The sequence below is a fragment of the Ensifer adhaerens genome, from assembly GCF_020035535.1.
Classification (GTDB): Bacteria; Pseudomonadota; Alphaproteobacteria; order Rhizobiales; family Rhizobiaceae; genus Ensifer.
In genome coordinates, this window is record NZ_CP083349.1 from 3,115,817 (window position 1) to 3,132,690 (window position 16,874).

At 62.2% G+C, this 16,874-nt stretch carries 14 protein-coding genes; all 14 read right to left on the bottom strand.

The window, feature by feature from the left end:
- Positions 1–4 precede the first annotated feature (4 nt).
- Positions 5–511, bottom strand: coding sequence for a GNAT family N-acetyltransferase (locus LAC81_RS15380; protein WP_223725506.1), 507 nt, complete (start codon positions 509–511; stop codon positions 5–7).
- Positions 512–629: 118 nt separating this feature from the next.
- On the bottom strand, positions 630–2,225 hold the full coding sequence (gene serA / locus LAC81_RS15385) for a phosphoglycerate dehydrogenase (RefSeq protein ID WP_113538654.1): 1,596 nt from the start codon (positions 2,223–2,225) through the stop codon (positions 630–632).
- Between the two features lie 133 nt (positions 2,226–2,358).
- Positions 2,359–3,537, bottom strand: coding sequence for a phosphoserine transaminase (locus tag LAC81_RS15390; RefSeq protein WP_223725507.1), 1,179 nt, complete (start codon positions 3,535–3,537; stop codon positions 2,359–2,361).
- Positions 3,538–3,792: 255 nt separating this feature from the next.
- Positions 3,793–4,626, bottom strand: a complete 834-nt coding sequence (locus LAC81_RS15395) for an outer membrane protein (RefSeq protein ID WP_223725508.1) — start codon at positions 4,624–4,626, stop codon at positions 3,793–3,795.
- 188 nt (positions 4,627–4,814) lie between these two features.
- Positions 4,815–5,639: an outer membrane protein gene (locus LAC81_RS15400; RefSeq protein WP_223725509.1), complete on the bottom strand. Its 825-nt coding sequence runs from the start codon at positions 5,637–5,639 to the stop codon at positions 4,815–4,817.
- Between the two features lie 366 nt (positions 5,640–6,005).
- On the bottom strand, positions 6,006–7,358 hold the full coding sequence (gene glmM / locus LAC81_RS15405) for a phosphoglucosamine mutase (protein ID WP_223725510.1): 1,353 nt from the start codon (positions 7,356–7,358) through the stop codon (positions 6,006–6,008).
- A gap of 315 nt (positions 7,359–7,673) precedes the next feature.
- Complete coding sequence (ftsH, locus tag LAC81_RS15410; protein WP_113538650.1) at positions 7,674–9,617, bottom strand: ATP-dependent zinc metalloprotease FtsH; 1,944 nt, start codon at positions 9,615–9,617, stop codon at positions 7,674–7,676.
- A gap of 101 nt (positions 9,618–9,718) precedes the next feature.
- The gene (tilS, locus tag LAC81_RS15415) at positions 9,719–11,059 is read right to left on the bottom strand and encodes a tRNA lysidine(34) synthetase TilS (protein ID WP_223725511.1); all 1,341 of its coding nucleotides are present in this window, start codon (positions 11,057–11,059) and stop codon (positions 9,719–9,721) included.
- Entirely contained in the window at positions 11,049–12,089 is a 1,041-nt protein-coding gene (ybgF, locus tag LAC81_RS15420) for a tol-pal system protein YbgF (protein WP_113538648.1), read from the bottom strand. Before ybgF ends, tilS begins: the two co-directional genes overlap by 11 nt.
- A 239-nt stretch (positions 12,090–12,328) precedes the next feature.
- Positions 12,329–12,862, bottom strand: coding sequence for a peptidoglycan-associated lipoprotein Pal (pal, locus tag LAC81_RS15425; RefSeq protein WP_113538647.1), 534 nt, complete (start codon positions 12,860–12,862; stop codon positions 12,329–12,331).
- Between the two features lie 182 nt (positions 12,863–13,044).
- Positions 13,045–14,355, bottom strand: a complete 1,311-nt coding sequence (tolB, locus tag LAC81_RS15430) for a Tol-Pal system beta propeller repeat protein TolB (RefSeq protein ID WP_223725512.1) — start codon at positions 14,353–14,355, stop codon at positions 13,045–13,047.
- Between the two features lie 79 nt (positions 14,356–14,434).
- On the bottom strand, positions 14,435–15,517 hold the full coding sequence (locus LAC81_RS15435; protein ID WP_223725513.1) for a cell envelope integrity protein TolA: 1,083 nt from the start codon (positions 15,515–15,517) through the stop codon (positions 14,435–14,437).
- 9 nt (positions 15,518–15,526) lie between these two features.
- A complete protein-coding gene (gene tolR / locus LAC81_RS15440; protein WP_112807350.1) occupies positions 15,527–15,979 on the bottom strand; it encodes a protein TolR in 453 nt (150 codons plus the stop codon).
- Positions 15,980–16,006: 27 nt separating this feature from the next.
- A complete protein-coding gene (tolQ, locus tag LAC81_RS15445; protein ID WP_113538644.1) occupies positions 16,007–16,729 on the bottom strand; it encodes a protein TolQ in 723 nt (240 codons plus the stop codon).
- Between the last annotated feature and the right edge of the window lie 145 nt (positions 16,730–16,874).

Genomic DNA, 16,874 nt, shown 5'->3' on the forward strand with positions numbered 1-16,874 from the left:
TTTCTCAGGCAAGCAGCCGCTCCATGTAGAGCGCTTCCTCGCCGTAGCTTGAGAGCTTCAGCGCCAGCCGTTCGTCCATGCGCACTTCAAACCCTTGCCTCTCCCAGAAGCCGCGGGATCCGTTGACCGAGACGAGCGACATCGACCGCAAGCCTTCCGTTCTGGCAGCATCTTCCAGAAAGGGAAGAATTCCGCCACCCGCTCCGGAGCCACGCATCTCCGGCAAGAGCGCGAGATCATGGATGTACCAGGTATCGGCGGCATCAGGAATCTCGCCGAGCATGGTGTTCAGCGACGGCGGCGCGCCGCGGAGCCAAGGATGGCTCAGCACGTAGCCGCGGGACTGCCCCTCTGCGTCGAGCATGAAGCAACCGGCAGGGCTAAGCGCGATGCGGTCAGCGAGCACGGCGTCGTCCTCGGGAAAGGCCTGGTGAACAACGAGCTGGATCTCCGACACGGAGGCAAGGTCAGGCAGGCTTGCCTCGCGCCAGTGGAATGTCATTTCGGTCATTTCTCGTCACATGCGTTCAAACAGGAAAACGCACCGGCGGTCAGCCGGTGCGTCCTCGCTATGTCCCGTGATTGGGTCGGCAAAGCGGCAGCCCGTGCTGCCGCTTGCTGGGCTGGCGTCAATCGATGTTGAAGACCAGCGGCTTTGCCTGGCGAATTGCCTGATTGGCGCGCAGCTTGTCAAGCACGGCCTCCGAAACCGCACCGTCGACATAGAGCAGCGCGATCGCGTCGCCGGCTTCCTTCTCGCGGCCGAGCTGGAAGTTCGCGATGTTGACGCCGGCATCGCCGAGCGTCGTGCCGATGAAGCCGATCATGCCGGGGACGTCGGTGTTGGTGATGTAGACCATGTGGCTACCGACATCCGCATCGAGGTTGATGCCCTTGATCTGGATGAAGCGCGGCTTGCCGTCCGAGAACACCGTACCGGCGACCGAACGCGTCTGGTTCGCCGTCTTCACCGTCAGCTTGATGTAGCCGTCGAAGACGCCGGTCTTGTCGCGCTTCACTTCGGACAGGATGATGCCCTTTTCCTTGATCATGACCGGCGCCGAAACCATGTTGACGTCGGCAACCTGCGGCCGGATGAGGCCGGCAAGCACGGCGCTCGTCAGCGCCTTGGTGTTCATACCTGCGGTCGAGCCGTCATAGAGGATCTCGATTTCCTTGATCGCGCTTTCGGTGACCTGGCCGACGAAGGCGCCGAGGACGTCGGCAAGCCGGATGAACGGCTTCAGGATTGGCGCTTCCTCAGCGGTGATCGACGGCATGTTGATGGCGTTGGAGACGGCACCCTTGACCAGGTAGTCCGACATCTGCTCGGCAACCTGCAGCGCCACGTTCTCCTGGGCTTCCGTGGTCGACGCGCCGAGATGCGGGGTGCAGACGACGTTCGGCAGGCCGAAGAGTGGGCTCTCGGTCGCGGGCTCGACTTCGAACACGTCGAAGCCAGCACCGGCGACGTGGCCCGACTTGATCGCTTCGGCAAGCGCCTTTTCATCGACGAGACCGCCGCGAGCGCAGTTGACGATGCGTACACCCGGCTTGGTCTTGGCGAGTGCCTCGGCGCTCAGGATGTTGCGGGTCTTGTCGGTCAGCGGCACGTGCAGGGTGATGAAATCAGCCTGGGCGAGCAGCTCGTCGAGCTCGACCTTGGTGACGCCCATTTCCTCGGCACGCTCCTTGGAAAGGAACGGGTCATAGGCGAGAACGTGCATCTTCAGGCCGATGGCGCGCGAGCAGACGATCGAGCCGATGTTGCCTGCGCCGATGACGCCGAGCGTCTTGCCGGTGATTTCGACACCCATGAAGCGGGACTTTTCCCACTTGCCGGCCTGCGTCGAGGTGTCGGCAGCCGGAAGCTGGCGGGCAACGGCAAAGAGCAGCGCGATCGCATGTTCGGCGGTCGTGATCGAATTGCCGAAGGGCGTGTTCATCACGATGATACCGCGACGCGAAGCGGCCGGGATATCGACATTGTCGACGCCGATGCCGGCGCGGCCGATGACCTTGAGGTTGGTCGCAGCCGCGATCAGCTTTTCGGTCGCCTTGGTGGCCGAGCGAATGGCGAGACCGTCGTAGTTGCCGATGATTTCGGCGAGCTTGTCCTTGTCCTTGCCGAGCTTCGGCTGGAAATCGACTTCGACGCCGCGATCGCGGAAGATCTGGACGGCGGTTTCCGACAGTTCGTCGGATACGAGAACGCGAGGTGCCATGGGAGGCCTCCTTAAAGATCAGGTCTGAATGGGAATGCGATTAGCCAGGCCTCGCCCCCCATCGGGAGCGAAGCGGATCACTCAAATCAGTGTGAGATGCGGGCGAAGTTCATTGTCCTCACCCCTTGTCCGATCAGGCCGCAGCCTGCGCCAGCGTTGCCTTCTGGGTCTCGAAGGCCCAGGTCAGCCAGGGCATCAGCGCCTTCATGTCGGCGGTCTCGATGGTGGCACCGGCCCAGATGCGAAGACCGGACGGTGCATCGCGGTAGTGGCCGATGTCGAAGGCAACGCCTTCCTTTTCGAGAAGGGCAACCACGCCCTTGGCAAAGGCTGCCTGTCCGTCGGCGTCGAGCGCGAGCACGTCCTTGTCGACGATCTTCAAGCAGACCGAGGTGTTGGAGCGGGTCTCGTCCTTGACCGCCAGGTTGGCGATCCAGTCATTGGCGGCAACAAACTCGAAGATCGCCTGCGCATTGGCATCAGCCCGAGCCATCAGGCCCTTGAGCCCACCGACCTGCTGCGCCCAGACGAGCGCATCGATATAGTCCTCGACGCAGAGCATCGACGGCGTGTTGATGGTTTCGCCAGTGAAGATGCCTTCGATCAGCTTGCCGCCCGAGGTCATGCGGAAGATCTTCGGCAGCGGCCAGGCCGGCACGTAGGTGAGCAGGCGTTCAACGGCGCGCGGCGACAGGATGATGACGCCATGGGCGCCTTCGCCGCCAAGAACCTTCTGCCAAGAGAAGGTGACGACATCGAGCTTGGCAAAGTCGAGGTTCTGCGCGAAGGCGGCAGAGGTGGCGTCGCAGATCGTCAGGCCCTTGCGGTCGGCCGGGATGAAATCGCCGTTCGGCACGCGCACGCCCGAGGTCGTGCCGTTCCAGGTGAAGACCACGTCGCGGTCGAAATCCACCTTGGAAAGATCGGGAAGCTCGCCGTAGCCGGCTTCGAACTTGCGAACGTCGGCGAGCTTCAGCTGCTTGACCACGTCGGTCACCCAGCCGGCGCCAAAGCTTTCCCAGGCGACCATGTCGACGCCGCGTTGACCGAGCAGGGACCAGAGCGCCATTTCGACGGCGCCGGTGTCGGAAGCGGGCACGATACCGATACGGTAGTCGGCCGGCACTTCAAGAATGTCACGGGTAAGATCGATGGCCTGCTTCAGCTTCGTCTTGCCGATCTTGGCGCGGTGCGAACGACCGAGCGGAGCATCGGAGAGAGCGTCGAGCGTCCAACCGGGGCGCTTCGAGCAAGGGCCAGAAGAGAAATGGGTATTGTTCGGACGGAGGTCCGGCTGTGCAGGCTTTGCCATGTGCTATCCTTCCAGATAGATAGCCCTTCGTTGGGGAAGGGTGTCCCGCCGTCGTCGATATTGTGAGCGGGACCGGAAGTCAAGCGCTTTGTCGCAATCGAGAAAATTTATGGCGTCGCGGGCAACATCTGCAAAAGTGGAACAATGCCCGCCGACCGATTGTTGCCGGGCGTCACTTTCTTCCGAGCAAGAGGCTGAGACATCAGGCGGATCAGCATGATCCGACTTCCGCCGAAACCGTGGCGCTTCAAAGCGTTAGAAGGAGAAGCGCAGGCCCGCGCGAATCTCGTGACGGGAAAGCCCGTCGTCGAAGCCCTTGTCACCGGTAGCGCCCACCAGAGCCTCGGCCCCGAAACCGAACATCTCACCATCGGCGATATGGGAGTAACGATAGCCGACATCGAGCTTCAGCTGGTCGCTGAGATCATAGGAGACGCCCGCCATCAGCGCATAGGTGAAACGCCAGCTGTCGCGTCCCTCGTAGGAGGCAGCGGTGGGCGAACCGGCGCAGGCGCCTCCACCGGCCACACAAGTGGCGCTTTCGACTGCCGTGTCCCAGTTGAGGCGCGTCGCGCCGATGCCGCCGCCGACATAGGGCGTGAAGCCGGCGAGCGTGCCGAAATCCATGTAGGCGTTCACCATCAACCCGAGGGCGGAATAATCGGCAGCGGTCGAGAAGGCGCAGGATGTCCCTGCCCCCTGCCCGGCGCACGGACTAGCAGACGCAGACGATCCGCTGAACCGGCCCTCGAAATAGTCGGCCGTCAGGTCGGCGCGGAACGTATCGGTAAACTGGTAACCGACGCCGAGCGAACCGGAGAACGGCTTGTCAAAACGCGCATTGTCGAAGGGAACGCTGTCGTAGCTCAGCGTGCCCGCATCGAAGGTGCGATAATAGGGATCGCCTTCGCCGCGCCAGGGCGCATAGCCGATATCGCCACGCAGGTAGATCCCGCCTGAACTGGCCGCTTCTTTTTCGATGGTGATCTCCGGGGCATTCAGCAGATCCTCGTCGGCCGCCAGCGCGGCGCCCGAAAGAAGCAGGCCGGCACCAAAAGCGGCTCCGCAGAACCCGTTTCGCCAATCCATGCCCATGCCCTTTCACCGCTGCTATTCGTGCGGGATGGAGCCATGCCGTCACCGCTTCGTTCAGCGTTAACTATTGGCAGTCAGTGGTTAACCCCTGGTTAACCATGCTTGTTAGGGAACAGGCAAAGATTGGTGACAACGAAAAGGCCACCCGAAGGTGGCCTTGGTATTTCCCCGAGACGATCCGATTACTTGTAGACGATCGGCGGCGGCTCGTAAGGCACTTCGCAGGTATTGCCGAAGGAATAGCGCAGACCGGCGCGCGCTTCGTGGATGTAGAAGCCGTCGTCGAAGCCCGGACCGCCGCCGTTGGCGTAGCCGAACATGTCGCCATCATCGACCTGGCGGAAGCGATAACCGATATCCGCCTTCAGGTTGCAGGTCAGGTCGATCGCGGTGCCGGCCATGAGGGCGTAGGTGAAGCGCCAGCTGTCTTTGCCACCATGATTGGTCGTCGGGTCGCATCGGGTGGGGTCGCCATCTACGCAGCTCGTGTTGCGCAGTCCGTCCCAACTCACACGCGTCGCACCGATACCGGCGCCGACGTACGGAGTGAAAGCACCGTAGGTGCCGATGTCGACATAGGCGTTGGCCATAAGGCTCCACGCGGAAACCGAGCTAATGTCTCGCGAAACGCAAGGCTCACCCGGGAAGAGCCCGCAGCCGCCGCTGGTCGAGCCGGCAAAGTCGCCGTTGCCCCAGTAGTCGGCCGTGATATCCGCACGCAGGTAGTTGTTGAACTGGTAACCGACACCGCCGCCGATCACCCAGGAATCATCGATATCGGCCGAATCGAAGTCCGCGATCGAGCCACTCGGCCCACCCTGGTAAAAATTCGCGCCGCGCAGATGGTTCCACGCATAGCCAACGTCACCGCGCAGATACCAACCGCTGGTCTGAATGACCTCGACGGGCTGCTCCGGCACCGGCTCCATAGGTTGGTAGACATCCGCAGCAAAAGCTGCCGTGCCGCTGAGCAAGATAGCCACAACGCCACTCAAAATTCTCTTCATGGCCCACTCCAATACATTCCGTTGCTTGGTTCACCATGAAACCGGTGCCCAAATCCCGATGTTGGTTATGGATAATGATGAGGAAAGGTTAAGTTCCGATTAACTACAAACGTTTACCGAGATTGTTAAGATACCAACCTATTCTTGTGGTTGCTGTGACGCGTTACTGTCCGCCCTGTAGTTCCCTTAAGGTGGAGCTAAATAAAGCGGCAAGACAGTGCGCTGGATCGCCTTTCAGAGCCAACAATTCTGCGGATCGGAATTCCAATCATGGGACAGCACGCCCCGCGCCCCCGATCGAGATGCAGACAAAAAAGAGGCCGGTGCGTCGCACCGGCCCTGGAGGGAAATCAATCGCTGAATGTGTCAGGCGGCGTTGCGCACGCTGCCGATGACGTTGACCAACTCGTCGACGATGCGTTCGATCTGGCCACGATCGTCACCTTCCGCCATCACGCGGATGAGTGGCTCCGTACCGGATGGCCGGATCAAGAGCCGGCCGGACTTGGCAAGCTCCGCTTCCGCGTCGGCGATCGCCTGACGCACCGTCGCGTCCTCAAGCGGCTTTCCGGCGGAAACGCGAACATTCTTCAGGACCTGCGGCACCGGTTCGAAGCGGTGGCACACTTCGCTCACCGGCTTGCCCTGGCGCTTGATCACCGCGAGGATCTGCAGAGCGGCCACAAGGCCATCGCCCGTCGTGCCGAAATCCGAAAGCACGATATGGCCGGACTGTTCACCGCCCACATTGAGGCCGTCCTGACGCATCTGCTCGACGACATAACGGTCGCCGACCTTCGTGCGCCGCAGATCGATGCCGCGCCCCCGAAGGTAGCGCTCGAGACCGAGATTGGACATGACGGTCGCCGCCACCGCACCGCCGCGCAACATGCCGTCTTCCGCCCAGCTGTCGGCGATCACAGCCATCAGCTGGTCGCCGTCGATCACCGTGCCGTTCTCGTCGACGATCAGCACACGATCGGCGTCGCCATCGAGCGCGATGCCGATGTCGGCGCGCACTTCATGGACCTTCTTCGACAGCGTGGCCGGATGGGTGGAACCACAATCAAGATTGATGTTGAGACCGTTCGGTTCCGTTCCGATGGTCACGACTTCCGCGCCCAGTTCCCAAAGGGCGGTCGGCGCCACCTTGTAGGCCGCGCCATTGGCGCAATCGACAGCGATCCGGAGCCCCTGCAGCGTGACGTCACGCGGCAGCGTGCGCTTGGCGTGTTCCAGATAGCGATAGATGTCACCATCGACGCGTTTCGCCCGGCCGATGTCTTCCGATTTCGCCAACTGCCCCGAAAGATCCTGGTCGAGCAGGGCTTCGATCTTCTGTTCAATGTCGTCGGAAAGCTTGTAGCCGTCGGGACCGAAAAGCTTGATGCCGTTGTCCTGGTAGGGATTGTGCGAAGCGGAGATCATCACGCCGATATCGGCGCGCAGCGAGCGGGTGAGCATCGCGACGCCCGGCGTCGGGATCGGCCCGAGCAGGAAGACGTCAAGACCGGCCGCCGTAAAGCCCGCCACCATCGCGTTCTCGAGCATGTAGCCTGAAAGGCGCGTATCCTTGCCGATCACCACGCGGTGGCGGTGAGCGCCATTGCGAAAGATCGTACCGACCGCGATGCCAACCCGCATCGCCAGGTCCGGTGTCATCGGAAACATGTTGGACTGGCCGCGGATGCCGTCGGTGCCGAAATACTTTCGCTTCATAAGAACTCCATCGTTCTGCCGGGTCAGTGCTGGTTTGGCCAGCTCCGCCTGTCTGCGTTTTGCGCGACTGGGTTTCATTGACCGGACCTCATTTCATGCTCTTGGATGCCGTCTGTCTGGCGACCGGCGTTCCGTTCAAGGGCAGCCATCGCAAACACGTCCTGTCTTCTTTGACACAAAAGCATCGGAAACGGCAGCGAGCGTAACATCAGAAATCATTACATCCCGTTACCAAATGCCAGACGCCAAGTCGGCAACCAAAAGCCGCCGCTCCACTTAAGGAACGGCGGCTCGGATGCATCTCTAATCGTCGCGCTATTGGGGCTGCGGCTCGAATCCGCCTTCGGATTCTTCGCCCTTGTTGCCCGCCGGGCCTTCCTTCTTGGAACCAGCCGAGGGAACGGCCGAGCCGCGATGCGGCGGCGTATCGTCGCCAAGGTCGCGTGCCGGCTTCTCGCCGCGGATCAGCGCCTTGATTTCTTCGCCGGTCAGCGTTTCGTATTCGAGCAGCCCTTCGGCAAGTGCCACGAACTCGTGGTTCTTCTCCGTCAGGATTTTGCGCGCGGTCTCGTAGGCCTCATCGATCAGACGACGGATTTCGTTGTCGATCTTCTGGGCGGTCGCTTCCGACACGTTCTTCTGCTGGGCAACGGAATGGCCGAGGAAGACTTCCTGCTGGTTTTCACCGTAGGAGACCTGGCCGAGCTGGTCGGAGAAGCCCCACTGGGTCACCATCGCGCGAGCAAGCTTCGTCGCCTGTTCGATGTCCGACGATGCGCCCGAGGTGATGTTCTCCTTGCCGAAGGTCAGTTCTTCGGCAACGCGTCCGCCCATCATGATGGCAAGGCGCGAGACCATCCACTTGTAGCTCATCGAGTAGCGGTCGCCTTCCGGCAACTGCATGACCATGCCAAGCGCCCGGCCACGCGGGATGATCGTTGCCTTGTGCAGCGGATCGGCCGAGGGAACGTTGAGCGCCAGGATCGCGTGACCGGCTTCGTGATAGGCGGTCAGCTTCTTTTCGGCTTCGGTCATGGCAGAGGAGCGACGCTCCGCGCCCATCATGATCTTGTCCTTGGCATCCTCGAACTCGAGCATGGTGACAAGACGCTTGTTGCGGCGAGCCGCCATCAGTGCCGCCTCGTTGACGAGGTTCATGAGGTCGGCACCGGAGAAGCCGGGCGTACCGCGGGCCAGCACCTTGAGGTCGACGTTCGGTGCCAGCGGCACGTTGCGCACATGCACCTTGAGGATGCGTTCGCGACCGTTGATATCCGGGTTCGGAACGACAACCTGCCGGTCGAAGCGGCCCGGACGCAGAAGCGCCGGATCGAGAACGTCGGGACGGTTGGTCGCGGCGATCAGGATGATGCCTTCGTTGGCTTCGAAGCCGTCCATCTCGACCAGCAACTGGTTGAGCGTCTGTTCGCGTTCGTCGTTACCGCCGCCGAGACCGGCGCCACGATGGCGACCGACGGCGTCGATTTCGTCGATGAAGATGATGCAGGGCGCATTCTTCTTGGCCTGTTCGAACATGTCGCGCACACGGCTGGCGCCAACGCCGACGAACATTTCGACGAAATCGGAACCGGAGATGGTGAAGAACGGCACGTTCGCTTCGCCTGCAACTGAGCGGGCAAGCAGCGTCTTACCGGTGCCCGGAGGGCCGACGAGCAGCACGCCGCGCGGAATGCGTCCGCCAAGACGCTGGAACTTCTGCGGGTCACGCAGGAATTCGACGATTTCCTCTAGATCCTGCTTGGCTTCATCAACGCCGGCGACATCGTCAAAAGTGACGCGGCCGTGCGCTTCCGTCAGGAGCTTGGCCTTGGATTTGCCGAAGCCCATGGCGCCACGCGAACCGCCCTGCATCTGCCGCATGAAGAACAGCCAGACGCCGAGGATCAGAAGCATCGGAAGCAGCGTGCCGATATAGCTCAGGAAACCGGACGAGCCGTCGGTTTCCGGGCGAACCGTGACCGTCACGTCCTTGGCTTCGAGGCGCTCGGTCAGCGCCGTATCGACTGAAGGCGCGTAGGTTTGGAAGGTAGCGCCGCTTTCGGAATAGCTGCCGATCACTTTCGAGCCGGTGATCACGACTTCCTTGACGCGGCTCGCATCCACGTCCTTGAGGAATTGCGAGAACGGAATCTCGCGCGAGCCGGTGCGCTCCGTCGGCTGCTGGAACATGCTGAACAACGCGATCAGCAGAAGCGCTATGATTGCCCAAAGGGCAAGATTACGAAAATTAGGGTTCATCGAACTCCCCGGAACCTGTCACGACCCACACATTTCGCCGGGCCGCTGTCTTGCTCCCTAACATAGGGTTCTGGCGACGCATTGCCAAGGCAAACCGCCGTCTACCATTCCATTTCTGTCAATAGATCGTGAACCGGTAGCGGCAGATAACGCTGGCGTCCGAACAATCCGGCGATGCTGTCTGCCATGATCCGGTCGAAACCCGGCAAAAAGGTGTCGTAGAGGCCGATCCGCGCCTCGATCATGGCGGATGCGACAATTTTGACGTCTTCGGAAACGATACGGGGCGCCGTGAGCGACGCACGACCGGCAACGCCTGGTGGCAGGCCTGCGGCAATAAGTCTCTGCTGTTGTGGTCCGCGACCGCCTTCCGCCGTCACCGTGAGGGGGACTCCACCAGGATTGCGGACCAGAAAGCGATCATCCCAGTTACCGGCTTGCCCTGTCTGCAATGTCAAATCTTCGACATCGCGCGCCTCGCGATAGAGATAGAGACCGGTCGAGCGCCGGTCGAAAACGACGCGCCCGGCGGTTAGCCGGCCCGCTGCCCCCTTCTCCAGGAACGCCGTCAGCCGCTCCGCCGTCTCGGCGGCAGGCAGATGCGCGCGGCCGCCGATCACGGTCGTCAGCGCGAGCAACGCCCTCTGCCAATCGATGTTCCGGCACTGGCCGGCCATCTGAGGCGCGATCTCAGCGACCAACCCCGCATGCACCCGCACATGCCGGTCCAGCAGTGTGGCGGCGGTGGCCGACGATTGCGCCCGGGACTGCGCGTCCCAAATGCCGGCACCGATCTTGGCCGATGACGCCAGCGAGGCCCGCGCGCGGACCCGCTCGAAGCGTGGGTTCACATTGCTCGGATCATCGAACCAGCCGACCTTCCGTTCGGTGAGAAAGGCGCGGATGGCCGTACGGTCGACCGCAAGGAAGGGTCGCAGTACCCAGATGCGTCGGTCATAGAGCGTGGCCCCGGCCATGCCCGCAGCGCCGGGCCCCTCCCCCCGCTGGGCTCGCATCAGGATCGTCTCACGCTGATCGTCGAGCGTGTGACCGGTGACGATTGTGGATGCTTCTAGACGCTGTGCGGCGGCGGCCAGCAAAGCGTAGCGTGCCTCGCGGGCCGCCGCCTGAATGCCGGAACTAGGTTTCGCACCGTCCCATCGGGCAGTGATATGCGGTACGCCCAGGCTCTCGCAAAACGCAGCGACACCGCGCGCCTCTCCGGCCGATTCCGGCCTCAGCGCATGATCGACCGTGCAGGCGGCCAGGGAAAATTCTGTGGGCTTGGTTGCCTCGATCGCCTCGTTGAGAGCGAGAAGCAGTCCCTTCGAGTCGCTCCCGCCGGAGACGGCCACGAGGATGCGTGCGGGTCTATCGAAGGAGGCAAGAAATCGTTTTGCCGTCTCGACAACGGCGATTGGCGGGTGGGCCTCAGCAGCCAAAGCGGCTCTGCTCGCTCGTCACCTTTGCCTTTACCGCCGGCGAAGCCTTCGGGTAACGCTTGTTGACCTCGCGCAGTGTCGCGCAGGCCGTTTCCTTGTTGTCGAGTGCGCCAAGCGACATGCCGAGCTTCAGCAGCATCTCCGGCGCCTTCGGCGACTTGCCGTGGGCCTGGTGTGCGTTCAGGAAGGTCTTGGCCGCATCACTATATTTGCCCTGCGAATACTGCGCCTCGCCCAACCAGAAGCTGGCGTCGGCCGCCTTGTCACCCTGCGGGAACGCTGCCAGATAATCGCCGAACTCCTGTTCCGCCGTGCCGTAGTCGCCCGAGAGGACATGGCCGTAGGCCGACTGGTAGAGATCACCAGGATTGTCGAGTGACGCCGTCTGCTGGTTGCCCGGATTGCCGTTCAGGCCGCCATCGTTGGCGGGCAGACCAGCACCGGCATCGACGCCGGGCGGTGTCGCATTTGCACCGGGTCGCGCATCGGTCGTGGTCGAGACCGGATTGCCGCTCTGGTCGAAGACGATCTGGCCGAGCGTGGTCGGCGGAGCGGCACCATTGGCGCCCTGGTCACCACCGGACGGAAGGCCGGAGGAAGCCATGTCGTTGCCGCCACCTGCCGGCGGTACGGCCTGGCTATCCGTCACCCCGGGGGTGACGGACGCCTGATCGCTGGTCTTCGGCGTCTGCAAAGCGCCGCTCTTCTTCGGGGAGGCCTTGCCACTTTCCAGATCCTGGAAGCGGAATTCGTTGTCCTCCTGGAACTTCCGGATCTGCTCCTGCATCTGCAGGAGCTGGAAGCTCATTTCTTCGATACGCCCGTTGAGCGAGCGGATCTGTTCCTCAAGCTGGCCAATCCGTGCGGTCTCGGCCGACTGTACCTTCACCACGGGCAGCTTCTGCTGCGCGCCGGCTTGAGCTTCAGTCGTTCGGGCCAGCAGCCCTGAAAGCGGCATGGCGTTCGCCGTCTGGCCCAGGCCCACAAGGGCCGTCAGACCGATCAGTCCCGCCACGACAAATCTCTTCATTTCATTTGTCCTGTTCGAATACCGGTTGTCCCACCCTTGAGCCGGGGCCCGCAATACATCTCGCCGAGTCAATTGGGTGATTGCCGCACAGTTTTCCAATTACCCTGAAAAAGCAACGGAGTTCGGCCAAAGTGTGGTAAAAAAGCAAAGGGCGGCTGAGAGCCGCCCTTTTAATTTAGCAGTCTGTGATCTTGCGATCACACGTGCAATCGGAGCCGTGCCGAAGCGCGGCCGCGAGATTACATGCCGGCACCACCGAGAACGGTAACTGCGCGACGGTTCTGCGACCAGCACGAGATGTCGTCGCAGACGGCGACCGGCTTTTCCTTGCCGTAGGAGATCGTCTTCATGCGGTTGGACGGAACGCCCTGGCTGATGAGGTAATCGCGGGTGGAGGCTGCACGGCGGGCGCCGAGTGCAAGGTTGTATTCGCGCGTGCCGCGTTCGTCGGCATGGCCTTCGATGGTGATCGCGTAGTTCGGGTACTTGGCGAGCCACTGAGCCTGACGGGCGAGCGTCTGCTGCGCGTCGGCACGGATCGAGGTGGAGTCGGTGTCGAAGAAGATGCGGTCGCCGACATTGACGGTGAAGTCCTGCTGCGAACCCGGCGTTGCGGCGCCCGCGCCGCCGAGGCCGAGCTCGTTGGCGTTGTTCGGCATGTTCTTCTTCGATGCACAGCCAGCGATGGCAAGCGTCATGACCAAAGCGATCATGACGGGGTTGCGAGCGATGGTCTGCATGCGGCCTACGGCCGGGGTGTCAATTCGGCTCATGCGCCGGTCTCCTTGGAAGTGTCTGAATTCACGGTTGCCAGACTGTAACCGGAAGCGGTTAATCGCTTTTCAACAGTTATGGTTAACAAATCGATAATTTCGGCTCGGCGCCTGCTAGACCAGCACTTTGCGGCGAGAAAGCGGCATCGTTGCCACATTTTCCCGCCGCAAATTGGATCAGCCTATTCGAGCAACGGCGACCAGGCCGGGTCGGAGGCGAAGCCCTGGGTCGGGATCTGCTGCTCGTTGTAACCACTCAGATCGATCGAATAGAGCTGCGGACCACCGGCGCCGGAGTTCTGGCGGAAGAACATCAGGACGCGGCCGTTCGGCGCCCAGGTGGGGCCTTCGTTGTGGAAGCCGGTCGTCAGGATGCGCTCGCCTGAACCGTCGGTCTTCATCACGCCGATCGAGAACTTGCCGCCCGACTGCTTGGTGAAGGCGATGAGGTCGCCGCGCGGAGACCAGACCGGCGTCGAATAGGAGCCGTCGCCGAAGGAGATGCGGCGCTGGCCGGAGCCGTCGGCGCCCATGACGTAGATTTGCTGGCGACCGCCGCGGTCGCTTTCAAAGGCGATCTGGCTACCATCCGGTGAATAGGACGGCGCCGTGTCGATCGCGGCCGTGTTGGTGAGGCGCGTCGTCGTGCGCGAGCGCAGGTCCATCGTATAGATATTGGCGTTGCCGTCCTGCTGAAGACTCATGATGACCCGCTGGCCATCCGGCGAGAAGCGCGGCGAGAAGGTCATGCCGGGGAAGTTGCCGACGACTTCACGCTGTCCGGTTTCCAGCTGCAGCAGGTAGACGCGCGGCTGCTGGTTTTCGAACGACATGTAGGTGACTTCCTGACGGTTCGGCGAGAAGCGCGGCGTCAGAACGATGTCGTTGGAATTGGTGAGCGCACGGGCGTTGAAGCCGTCCTGGTCCATGATCGCGAGCTGACGCTTGCGTGCGGTCTTCGGGCCACTTTCGGCGACATAGACGATACGCGTATCGAAATAGCCCTTTTCACCGGTGACGCTCTCATAGATGGCGTCGGCGATGATGTGGGCGACGCGGCGCCAGTTTTCCGGCTGGGTAAAGAACTGCTGGCCGGTCATCTGCTTGCTACCGAACGTATCCCACAGGCGGAACTCGGCCTTCAGCCTGCCGTCGCCTTCCTGCGTCACGCGGCCGGTGACGAGCGCCTGCGCATTGATGACCTTCCAGTCCTCGAAGCGCGGCGTGGCGTCAGGATTGCTGATCTTCTCGATGAAGGCGCCCTTGTTGATCGGCGCAAACAGGCCCGAGCGCTTCAGGTCGGCAGCGACCACATCAGAGATCTTCTGACCGAGTTCACCCTGAAGGAAATCGGTAATCGCGATCGGCAGGGGTTCGACATTACCCTTGTTGATGTTGATTTCGACGACGGCGTTCGCCGGTGTCGCCGCGACAACCGCGGCTAACATGCCCGCGGCCACCATCAGGGCACGGAAAAGAGAGACCTTGATCATTGAGACAAGCCTTTCAGCTTAATACGAAGGGTTTGTGCGGTAGTGTTGGCTATCCGGCATGGTTCCAATCCCGGCAGCTCTAGAGTGCGAATTCCGAGGGATCGAAGTTCAGCACGAGGGTATTCCATCCTTTTTCGCCATCATATTTTTCAGGTGGCAGGTTCTGTAGAGGCGACGAGCGACGGAGCGCGCGCAGCGTGCTGCTTTCGACAGCGCGGCGCGTTCCCTCAGGCCCGCCAGTTGCAGTGACCTCGGGCGTACCGACGATGTTGCCGGCCGGATCCAACTGCACCCGGATCGAGACGCGGACTTCCTGAACGCCGGTCAGGCCGGGCGTCAGCGACCAGTTGCCCTGGATCTGACCCTTGACGCCGTCGATCTCGTTGGCGCTGAGGCCCACGCCGATCGTCTTCTTGCCACCAAGAGCAGCCTCCTGCGTCGAGCGCTTTGCGCCGCCGGCAGACGGATCCTGTCGGTTGAGCAGGGCCGCGATCTCGTCGGCGTTGAATTTGCTATCTTCGGTGGAGGCCGCCTTCTTCTGTTCCTTCGGCGTTGCCTCGTTCTTGCGCTCCGGCGTCTTGGCGCTCTGGGCGGGCGGCTTTTCGACCTTCGGCTTCGCCGCCGGCGTCGGAACCTTCTCGGGCAGCGCTTCGGCTTCCGGGTTCTCGGCCGGCTTTTCTTCGGCCGGGGCCGGATCGGGCTTTGTCTCCGGCTTCACTTCCTGCTTGGGCTCCGGCAGCGCCGCGACTTCAGTCGCGGGTTCGGATGCCGGCTTGGTCTCCTCGACCTTCTTGATTTCCTGTTCAACCGGATCAGGCGTCGGCTCGGGCTTCTCGTTCTTTTGCGGAGAGGCCGTGGCTTCGCTCTTCGACGGCTTGGCGTTCGGCGTCGGCGGCGTCTTCAGGTCGGTATCGTTGTCGCCGACGTTCTCGGCGGGCTGGTTCGTCTCCGGCCGCTTGGTCGGCACCGGTGACGACGTCTCCTTCTTCGGAGCCTTCTTGTCGCCCTGCTGTACCTGCGTCATTTCCGAATAGGGAACGATGTCGACAGGCAGAGCCTCGACGTCGGCGACCTGGAAGTCAGCCGGGCTGCCGAGCGACACCATCGCCCAGGTCAGAACCAGGGCGTGGAGGACAGCAGATGTAGCGAGACTGCCCTTCATCGTGGACGATCACTTTTCCTGTTCTTGCAGCGTGACGAGGCCGAGGTTCTTGAAACCTGCAGCCGAGATGCGGGCCATGACCTTCATGACCGTGCCGTAGTCGGCGTTGGTGTCGCCACGCACATAGATGCGCTCGTTGTAGCCGGTGGTGGCGATCGCCTCGAGCTTCGGCACGACCTCATCGATCGCGATCGGCGTTTCCTGCAGGTAGATCTCGCCGGCCGGGTTGACCGAAACGGTGATCGGCTGCGTATCGGAATTGAGCGCCTTGGCCTGCGTTTCCGGCAGATCGATCGGCACACCGACCGTCATCATCGGTGCTGCCACCATGAAGATGATCAGCAGCACGAGCATGACGTCGACGAACGGCGTGACGTTGATTTCGCTCATTATGGCTTTCTTGCCGCCGCGACGACGACGACCGCCGCCCGAACCTTTGGCTCCGCCAACCGACATACCCATCAGCGTGGTCTCCGTATTCTCTGGCGATTACTGCGCGGCCTGGCGCGGGTTCTGCAGCTTCTCGTCGATCTGCCGCGACAGGATGCCAGAGAACTCGTCGGCGAAAGCTTCCATGCGTGCCGACAGCTTGCCGGCGTCTGCGGAGAACTTGTTGTAGGCGATAACCGCCGGGATAGCGGCGAGAAGGCCGATCGCGGTGGCGAGCAGCGCTTCGGCGATACCGGGCGCCACGACCGCGAGGTTGGTCGACTTCGAGCCGGCAATCGCCTGGAAGGAGGTCATGATACCGACGACCGTACCGAAGAGGCCGATGAAGGGGGCAGCCGAGCCGATCGTTGCAAGCGAGCCGAGGCGGGCCTCCAGCGATTCCGATTCCCGTGCGAGCGTCACGTCCATGGCGCGGTCGATACGCATCTGCAGGCCGATCGGCGACCGGGCCCCGCGCTCGAAGCTCTTCTTCCATTCGCGCATCGCGGAAACGAAGATCGCTCCCATGCCGGCGGTCTGCCTGTCGGCGAGCGTCCGGTAGAGTTCTTCCAGCGACTGGCCGGACCAGAACACCTGCTCGAAGCTGTCGAGCTGACGGCGCACGCGGCCGTAGTTCAGCGTCTTGTCGACAACGATCGCCCAGGTCCAGACCGAGGCGGCAATCAGCCCCAGCATGACCAGCTTCACGACAAAGCCCGCTTGCATGAACAGCGACCAGAGGGTCACATCGTGCGTCGCAGCGGCCAATCCAACCTGTTCCATCGTCTTCAGTCCCCGAATCCAAACACCCGGCAAGAGCGGTTCATGCTCGTGACCGGGTAGCCCAAACGTCCTGTTTGCAAGAGTGCCCGGCACCGCCGCAGATCGCACCATCGCGACCTTAATTAGCTTTAGGTTGCCTTCTTGC

Bases quoted from the DNA above. Each gene is read 5' to 3' on its own strand.
- LAC81_RS15380 (WP_223725506.1), bottom strand. From the start codon at position 511: ATGACCGAAATGACATTCCACTGGCGCGAGGCAAGCCTGCCTGACCTT.
- serA (WP_113538654.1), bottom strand. From the start codon at position 2,225: ATGGCACCTCGCGTTCTCGTATCCGACGAACTGTCGGAAACCGCCGTC.
- LAC81_RS15390 (WP_223725507.1), bottom strand. From the start codon at position 3,537: ATGGCAAAGCCTGCACAGCCGGACCTCCGTCCGAACAATACCCATTTC.
- LAC81_RS15395 (WP_223725508.1), bottom strand. From the start codon at position 4,626: ATGGATTGGCGAAACGGGTTCTGCGGAGCCGCTTTTGGTGCCGGCCTG.
- LAC81_RS15400 (WP_223725509.1), bottom strand. From the start codon at position 5,639: ATGAAGAGAATTTTGAGTGGCGTTGTGGCTATCTTGCTCAGCGGCACG.
- glmM (WP_223725510.1), bottom strand. From the start codon at position 7,358: ATGAAGCGAAAGTATTTCGGCACCGACGGCATCCGCGGCCAGTCCAAC.
- ftsH (WP_113538650.1), bottom strand. From the start codon at position 9,617: ATGAACCCTAATTTTCGTAATCTTGCCCTTTGGGCAATCATAGCGCTT.
- ybgF (WP_113538648.1), bottom strand. From the start codon at position 12,089: ATGAAGAGATTTGTCGTGGCGGGACTGATCGGTCTGACGGCCCTTGTG.
- pal (WP_113538647.1), bottom strand. From the start codon at position 12,862: ATGAGCCGAATTGACACCCCGGCCGTAGGCCGCATGCAGACCATCGCT.
- tolB (WP_223725512.1), bottom strand. From the start codon at position 14,355: ATGATCAAGGTCTCTCTTTTCCGTGCCCTGATGGTGGCCGCGGGCATG.
- LAC81_RS15435 (WP_223725513.1), bottom strand. From the start codon at position 15,517: ATGAAGGGCAGTCTCGCTACATCTGCTGTCCTCCACGCCCTGGTTCTG.
- tolR (WP_112807350.1), bottom strand. From the start codon at position 15,979: ATGGGTATGTCGGTTGGCGGAGCCAAAGGTTCGGGCGGCGGTCGTCGT.
- tolQ (WP_113538644.1), bottom strand. From the start codon at position 16,729: ATGGAACAGGTTGGATTGGCCGCTGCGACGCACGATGTGACCCTCTGG.